The sequence below is a fragment of the Aeromonas sp. QDB14 genome (assembly GCF_027707845.1).
GTDB classification, from domain to species: Bacteria; Pseudomonadota; Gammaproteobacteria; order Enterobacterales; family Aeromonadaceae; genus Aeromonas; species Aeromonas caviae.
The window spans coordinates 1-7634 of the sequence record NZ_JAPCJD010000119.1 but is presented as its reverse complement, the minus strand read 5'-3'; the positions used below and the strand labels follow the sequence as shown (position 1 = coordinate 7634).

Below are 7634 nucleotides of genomic sequence, written 5' to 3'. Positions count from 1 at the left end.
CCCAGGGCGGTGAAGATATCAAAGACCCGTTTTCCGGTAAATCGCAATGCGGCTCCGCTTAAGTGAACAGCATTGCCGCATCGGCGGGGCTTTTTTGTGGGCGGTTGCAGGCGGCGCGATCAGGGGCGGGCCGAGGGCTTGGCATAGGGTTGCAGCACCAGCCCCAGCAGGCGATGGAGGTGGGCGAGCTGCTCGATGAGATGGAGATTGAGCCAGAGGTAGCCGCCAAGGGTGGGGTCGTGTCCCTGGCCTGGCGCCTGGCTTGCGTCCCCATCGAGCCTGGCGGCGGCCTCTTGCAGGCGGCCGATGGCCTGGTCGGCCGCCGTGGTATCGCCGCTCTTGAGCATGAGGGCGAGTTCGGTGAGCACCGACTCTGTCGCCTGCTGGCAGGCGCGAAGCCCCGGGTGGCTCTGCATCAGGAAGTGGCTCTGGCGATCCCGCCAATAGGTGTTGGCCAGCATCTCCAGGGTGCAGACGCTGTTGCGAAGGGTGGTCTGGGTCGCCTCGAACAGCGGGCTGCCAAGGCGGGTCTCCTTGACCGCCGGGGCCAGCAGGGGGCGCAGGCTGACTATTTTGGCGAGCAGGCGGGCATGGCTTCGGGTGAGCTTGGGGCGCTCCAGCACGTTGGGGGAGAGGTGGGTGTGGTAGAGCCGCCCGGCCTGCTGCAGGGTGTCGTGCATCTGCAGACGCCAGTGGGTATAGGCCCGCTGGGGGTAGATGCTGCAAAACAGCAGGGCCAGCACCGACCCCAGGATGACGTCGCCGCTGCGCCAGAGCGCGGTCTCGATGTCCCCGGGCACCCCGCCGACGATGACCCCCAGGGTGATGCCGATGAGCAGCCCCACATAGGGGCGCTTGCCGAGCGCCAGGTAGCCGCACAGGAACATGATGGCGCAGCACCAGGCCAGCATCAGGGGCAGGGAGTAGAGCTCCAGATAGAGGGCCACCACCCCGCAGGCGGCGCCAAAGACGGTGCCCACCACCCGTTGCAGGGCGCGCGACAGCACGTTGCCCCAGAACGAGATGGGGCCCATCACCACCACCAGGGTGATGAGGGGCCAGGTGCTCTCCGGCAGCTTGAGCTCCCGGGTCAGCAGGAAGGTGAGGGTGAAGGCCAGGGCGATGCGCAGGCCGTGGACCAGGCGGTAGCGGCCATAGATGAGCAGATCGAAGCGGGAGAGCGGGGCATTGAGGCGCAAGGGCGTTCTCTTATCTCGGGTCAGGGTGGTGAGGATAGCAAGGGGGACGGCATTCGCCTTGACCTGCGTCGTTTCCCCGGTTCATGCGGGCGCACCTGTCGGCAGGCGCACCATGACCCGCTCGCCGGGGGGAAGGGCCGCGCTACCCGGCGCCCGTTCGATGCGGCAGTTGGCACTGTCGTGGCCCCCATCCACCGGGCGCACCAGCAGGGTGCCCGCCTCGTCCTGACTGAGCAAGCCGGGCACAACGCCCTGCTCTGCCGATGGGGGCAGGGCCGCCAGCAGCCGGGCGCAGAGGCGAAGGGGCGGTGGGGCCTGACGGGGTTCGTGCGGGGGCAACCGGGCGCAGATGAAGTCGGCGATGGCCTCCAGATCCTCGAAGGGGAACCGGGGCAGGGTCGTGGCCTGGGGGGCGTCGCTCACGAGGGCGACGATGTCAGGATCATCGGGGAAGAGCAGGGGCCGGCCGATGGCGGCGCGATACAGCTCCACCTTGGGAAAGCGCCTGTGCTTGAACCCCTCGACCAACAGCAGATCCAGGGCGCTCGTATCGAAGCGGGCCAGCAGCGCCTCGAAGGGGGGCTCCCCCTCCGGGGTCTCCCGGATCAGGGCGTGGCGCCGGTCGGAGGCCGCCATCACCTGGGTGGCGCCCGCCTGGCGCAGGCGGTGGCTGTCCTTGCCGGGCTGGTCCATGTCAAAGGCGTGGTGGGTGTGCTTGAGCACCCCGAGGCGCAGACCGCGCGCCACCAGGCGCGGGATGAGGCGCTCCAGCAGGGTGGTCTTGCCGGTGCCGCTCCAGGCGACGAAGCCGAGCAGGGGCAGGGGGCTCATGGCGCGCCCCCTTCCCGCAGCCTCGCCTCCCAGGCGGCGAGTTCGGCCGGGCTGTTGAGGTTGACGAAGGCGTCGGGCAGATCGGCAAAGGGCACCACCGCCATCCGGTGGCGGGCAAACCAGGCCCCGGTCTTGCGCTCCCCGTCCGCCAGCGCCTGTTGCAGGGAGGGGCGCAGGGCGCGGCGCAGCAGGGCGACCACGGGCTGGAGGTGCTCCCCGTCGTGGGCCACCACCAGATCGGTGTCCGGGGTGATGGCGGCGAGAAAGCGGGTCATCAGATCAAGGGGCAGGGCGGGGCCGTCACAGGGGACGAACAGCACCCAGTCGTGACGGGCCGCCGTCAGCCCCGCCAGCATGCCGGCCAGCGGCCCCTGGAAGTCGGCCTGCGCGTCCCCGATGACGGGAGCAAGCTGCCGGTAGCGAGCCTGGCTGCGGTTGGCGTTGATCAGCACCTCGTTCACCTGGGGGCGCAGGCGGGTCAGCACGTGTTCGATCAGGGGAGTGCCCGCGAGGGGCACCCAGCCCTTGTCATCGCCCCCCATGCGGGTGGCGCGACCGCCCGCGAGGATGACGCCGCTGACGAGAAAAGCGGGGGAAGAGGAAGGGGTCATGGTGCTCCGTTGCTCGCAAAGGGATGCCCACAGGGGCGTGTCGGGATCTTGCGCCAAGGCGGGCGTGGGAGCAACCTTCGGCTGTCCCGGCAAAGGCGCCTTTGGCCGCAGGGTTTGTCCAAGCTCACAAAACCGGATCGGCAAACGTCATATGATCCCCAGCATTCTGAGCCTTGCTCTCCTGCCTGATGGCAACTTCATGTAAATCAAAGAGAATGACTATGGCTACCGGACAATATCTGCTGTGGAAAGATGCACAGGGTCACGATTTTCGCCCCGTTGCGCTGACGGGCACCAATCTGCTCAACGATCGCAACCTCAACAAGGGCACCGCCTTCACCGAACAGGAGCGGGCCGATTTTGAGCTGGGCGGCCTCTTGCCGCCCCAGGTGCAGACTTTCGAAGCCCAGCTGGAGCGGGTCTATGAGGCCTTCCTGAGCGCCTGCAGCGACATCGAGAAGTACCAGAACCTGCGAGCCTTGCAGGATCGCAACGAAACCCTGTTCTACGCCCTCCTGTCCCGCCACGTGGAGGAGATGACTCCTTACATCTACACCCCGACCGTGGGCAAGGCGTGCCAGGAGTTCAGCCACCGCTTCCAGAAGCCGCGCGGCCTCTACATCACCCCGAAGAACGTCGATGACATGGGCTCCCTCGCCCGCCACATGGATGCCAAGGCGGTGCGCATCATCGTCGTGACCGACAGCCAGGGGATCCTCGGCATCGGCGATCAGGGGGTGGGGGGTATGGGCATTCCCATCGGCAAGCTCGCCCTCTATACCCTGGGGGCGGGCATCCACCCCGCCTGCTGCCTGCCCATCGCGCTGGACGTGGGCACCGACAACCAGGCGCTGCTGGATGACCCCATGTATCTGGGTCAGCCCCACAGGCGCATTCGCGGCAAGGAGTACGACGACTTCATCGACAAGTTCGTGGCCGGGGTCAAGCGCCACTTCCCCAACGCCGTGCTGCAGTGGGAGGACTTCAGCAAGTCCAACGCCTTCAACAACCTGGCCCGCTACCAGCAGGCGCTGCCGTCGTTCAATGACGACATCCAGGGCACCGGGGCCGTGGTGCTGGCGGGTATCATTGGGGCCGTCAAATCCAAGGGGGAAACCCTGGGCCAGCAGCACTACCTGGTCTACGGGGCCGGGGCTGGCGGGGTCGGGGTGGCGGATCAGATCTGCGCGGGGATGATCCGCGAGGGGCTTGACCCGCAGGCGGCGCGGGATCGCATCTACATCCTGGATACCCAGGGGCTGGTGTGTGACAACCGCGAGGGGCTGGATGAGTACAAGCGCCGCTACGCCAAGCCGGGCCTCTTGCTGGCCCAGTGGGATCTGCAGGGCAAGGTGGGGCTGACCGAGGTGCTGCGCCACGTGCCCATCACAGTGCTGCTCGGCACCAGCGGCGCCGGTGGCGCCTTCCAGGAGGAGCACATCCAGCTGATGCTGACCCACTGCGATCGCCCCATGGTGTTCCCCCTCTCCAACCCCACCGCCAACTGCGAGGCGTTGCCGGAAGACATCTTCCGCTGGAGCCAGGGGCGCGCCATCGTCGCCACCGGCAGCCCGTTCAAGGACGTGCATCATGATGGGCAGGATTATCGCATCGGTCAGGGCAACAACGTCTTCATCTTCCCCGGGGTGGGGCTGGCGGCCATCGTCAGCCAGATCCGCGAGATAAGCCCGGACATCTTCACCACCGCCGCCTTTGCGCTCGCGGAGTGCGTGAGCGAGGCGGATCTCGCCCGGGGCACCGTCTACCCGAGGATCAGCGAGCTGCGCAACATCTCGGTGCACGTGGCGACCGCGGTGCTCAAGGATATCGTGCGCCGCGACCCCTCCCACCCACTCATCGGTCAGGATCTGCAAGAGCACATCCTGAGCCATATGTGGGAGCCGGTCTACCTGCCCTATCGCCGGGTCTGAGGTGCGACCTGCCCGCACGTGTCGCGGGCATGACGATACCATAGAAACAGAGAGGGTGGCCCAGGCCACCCTCTCTGTTTTCTGCCCTGCTGTGTGTGCGGGGCAGGACGCTGCCACCTATTGAGCGGGCGGGGGCACCAGGCGGTCATCGACGCTGCCATCGCCTCGAAGCTGGTTGCCATTGGCGTCGACGGCGTCCATACCGTTGTCGTCCACGCTGCCATCGCCTCGAAGCTTGTTGCCACTGGCATCGACGGCGTCCACGCCGTTGTCGTCCACGCTGCCATCGCCTCGAAGCTTGTTGCCATTGGCATCGACGGCGTCCACGCCGTTGTCATCCACGCTGCCATCGCCCCGAAGATTGTTGCCATTGGCGTCGACGGCGTCCACGCCGTTGTCATCCACGCTGCCATCGCCTCGAAGCTTGTTGCCATTGGCGTCGACGGCGTCCACACCGTTGTCGTCCACCCGGCCACCGGCATGACGCTCCCCGCCTGCATGCTTGTCGCCACCGCCGTGGCGATCGCCGCCAGCGTGCTGGTCGCCACCGGCATGTTCGCCCTGACCACGGTCATCGCCGCCGTGGCCACTATCGTCCCCGCCATTGTTTCCGTTATGGCTACTATCGCCCCCATTTCCGCTATTGTTTCCACTGTGGCTACTATTGCCCCCACCGCTGCTGTTGCTGCCTCCGCCGCCGCTGTTGCTGCCTCCGCCGCCGCTGTTGCTGCCCCCACCGCTGCTGTTGCTGCCTCCGCTACCACTGTTGCCGCCGCCATCCCCCCCTTTGTTGTGCACGATCAGCCCATTGGCCACATAGCTGTGGCTGCCATCGAGGATCAGGTTGAACAGCGCCGTGGCGGGCGGGGCATCAACCCAGGAGAGGGAGGCCACCAGCAGTTCGACAGGGTGCGGCGCCAGCGCCAGGTTGCCCGCGCTGCCCCCCTCTGACCAACCCAGCAGGTGCATGCCGGTAAAGAGCGGCAGCACGGCGAGGGCCGGGTTTTCGGTGCGGGTCATGGCCGGTGCGATGGCTGCCCAGCCCCGGGTGGTGAGGAAGGGGTGCTCGGCGGTAAAGAAGGGGGGCAGATGATTGAGCCCGTAGAGCCTGCGCGCCCCCAGCGCCACCCGCTCGATGGCCTGGATGCGGTTGCTCTGCCCGTGCCTGTCCCGCACCCGATCGCCGATCCGCAGGGTCTCGATGGGGCGTTCGCAGCCATCGGCCATCAGGATGCGGGTACCGGCGATGAAGCAGGATTTGGCATGGGCCTGGTTTGCCTGCCACTGGTGGTGGTCGAAGTCATAGCTCAGCGGGGTGGCGAACAGGGCCAGGGCGATGGCCGAGCCCAGCAGCAGTCGGCGCTGGCTGGGTTTGAACGAGGGCAGTGACATGGGGAACTCCTTGTCGGTGTGGGGTCACGCCTTCGAGTATAGAGAGGGGGTTGGGGTGGTATCTGCGTCGACCAGTTGAAAGCCTTGTCATGTCAACTCGCCGGAAAAACGATTGGCGTTGGCCATAAAAGTGCGTAAAATCGCTTCCTCGATGCTTGTAGCAGCGAATCCCGCCTAAAAAGCCAGTTTCATGCCCTCCCCAAGCAGTAAAAGGCAACAAATGACGCCGTTTGGTCCGTTGGCTGCCTTGAAAACGTCTTGTGATGACTGAAAAGTGTCAAATATCCCTGTCAGTTATCAAAAAATTAAGGATACCCATGTTTTCCTTGGTCAAGCAAAGCGTCGCCGGGCTGCAAATTCTGTTTGTCGCCTTCGGTGCCATGGTGCTGGTGCCCCTGCTCACCGGTCTGAACCCCTCCATGGCCCTGCTTGGCGCCGGTGTAGGCACCCTGCTGTTCCAGCTCTGCACCCGTCGTCAGGTGCCGATCTTCCTCGGCTCCAGCTTCGCCTTCATCGCCCCCATCATCTATGCCACCCAGACCTGGGGCCTGCCCTCCACCATGTTCGGTCTGTTTGCCGCGGGCTTCATGTATTTCATCCTGGCGGCCATCATCCGCGCTCGTGGCATGGGCTTCGTGCACAAGCTGCTGCCCCCCGTGGTCATCGGTCCCGTCATCATGGTGATCGGCCTGTCGGTGGCTCAGGTAGCCTGCAACATGGCCATGGGCCGTGCCGGCGGTGAGCAGGTGGTGCCTGCCACCACGGCGCTGACTCTGGCGGGGATCTCGCTGGCGGTCACCCTGATTGCCGCCGTGTTCTGCAAGGGCTGGATCAAGCTCATCCCCATCCTGTGCGGTGTCATCGCCGGTTATGTCTCTGCCGTGCTGATGGGCCAGGTGAGTTTCGACGGCATGGTCAACGCCCCCTGGCTGGCGCTGCCCCACTTCGAGACCCCGGAGATCAACCGCTCTTCATGCTGCCGGTGGCCATCGCCCCCTGCATCGAGCACATCGGCGGCGTGCTGGCCATCGGCGGCGTGACCGGCAAGGACTACACCAAGGATCCGGGCCTGCACCGCACCCTGGCCGGTGACGGCATCGGCGTCTGCTTCGCCGGTTTCATCGGTGGTCCCCCCGTCACCACCTATGCGGAAGTGACCGGCGCCGTGATGATCACCCGCAACTTCAACCCGGTCACCATGACCTGGGCGGCGGTGTTCGCCATCATTCTGGCCTTCTTCGGCAAGTTCAACGCCCTGCTCACCTCCATCCCCATGCCGGTGATGGGCGGCATCATGCTGCTGCTGTTCGGATCCATCGCCGCCATCGGTCTCAAGACCCTGGTGGAGTCCAAGGTGGATCTGGGACTGTCCCGCAACATCGCCATCGTGGCCGTGACCCTGACCGTGGGTGTCGGTGCCCTGGAGATGAAGATCGGTGACTTCGCCCTGGCGGGCGTGGGGCTGGCCTCGGTGGCGGCCATCCTGCTGAACCTCATCCTGCCCCAGCACTCCGAAACGGGTGCCATGGAGAGCGCCAAGGATTAAGCACCTGGCTTGCTGTACGTTGAGATGATGAAAAAGAGGCCACCTTTGGGTGCAATGCTGTTCACTTAAGCGGAGCCGCATTGCGATTTACCGGAAAACGGGTCTTTGATATCTTCACCGCCCT

Annotated in this window: 5 protein-coding genes and 1 pseudogene; 2 read left to right on the top strand and 4 right to left on the bottom strand. The window is 65.7% G+C overall.

Annotated features, from left to right (window positions below):
* Window positions 1-119 precede the first annotated feature (119 nt).
* The 3 genes from PG887_RS21240 to mobA all read right to left on the bottom strand — a co-directional run bounded on the left by PG887_RS21240 (window position 120) and on the right by mobA (window position 2641).
* Window positions 120-1199 carry an FUSC family protein gene (locus PG887_RS21240; RefSeq protein WP_045523960.1) on the bottom strand — a complete coding sequence of 360 codons (1080 nt, stop codon included), beginning with the start codon at window positions 1197-1199 and terminating at the stop codon, window positions 120-122.
* Between the two features lie 81 nt (window positions 1200-1280).
* Entirely contained in the window at window positions 1281-2030 is a 750-nt protein-coding gene (gene mobB, locus PG887_RS22760) for a molybdopterin-guanine dinucleotide biosynthesis protein B (RefSeq protein ID WP_104454493.1), read from the bottom strand.
* Window positions 2027-2641, bottom strand: a complete 615-nt coding sequence (gene mobA, locus PG887_RS21230) for a molybdenum cofactor guanylyltransferase MobA (RefSeq protein ID WP_104454492.1) — start codon at window positions 2639-2641, stop codon at window positions 2027-2029. Before mobA ends, mobB begins: the two co-directional genes overlap by 4 nt.
* Before the next feature lie 221 nt (window positions 2642-2862).
* On the opposite strand from mobA, the gene PG887_RS21225 reads away from it, so the two are divergent.
* Complete coding sequence (locus PG887_RS21225) at window positions 2863-4572, top strand: NAD-dependent malic enzyme (protein WP_053288261.1); 1710 nt, start codon at window positions 2863-2865, stop codon at window positions 4570-4572.
* A gap of 117 nt (window positions 4573-4689) precedes the next feature.
* On the opposite strand, the gene PG887_RS21220 is transcribed toward PG887_RS21225, so the two are convergent.
* Entirely contained in the window at window positions 4690-5964 is a 1275-nt protein-coding gene (locus PG887_RS21220) for a Hint domain-containing protein (RefSeq protein WP_270822850.1), read from the bottom strand.
* 317 nt (window positions 5965-6281) lie between these two features.
* Here PG887_RS21220 and PG887_RS21215 point away from each other — a divergent pair.
* A pseudogene (locus PG887_RS21215) lies at window positions 6282-7510 on the top strand (uracil-xanthine permease family protein).
* Window positions 7511-7634: the final 124 nt, after the last annotated feature.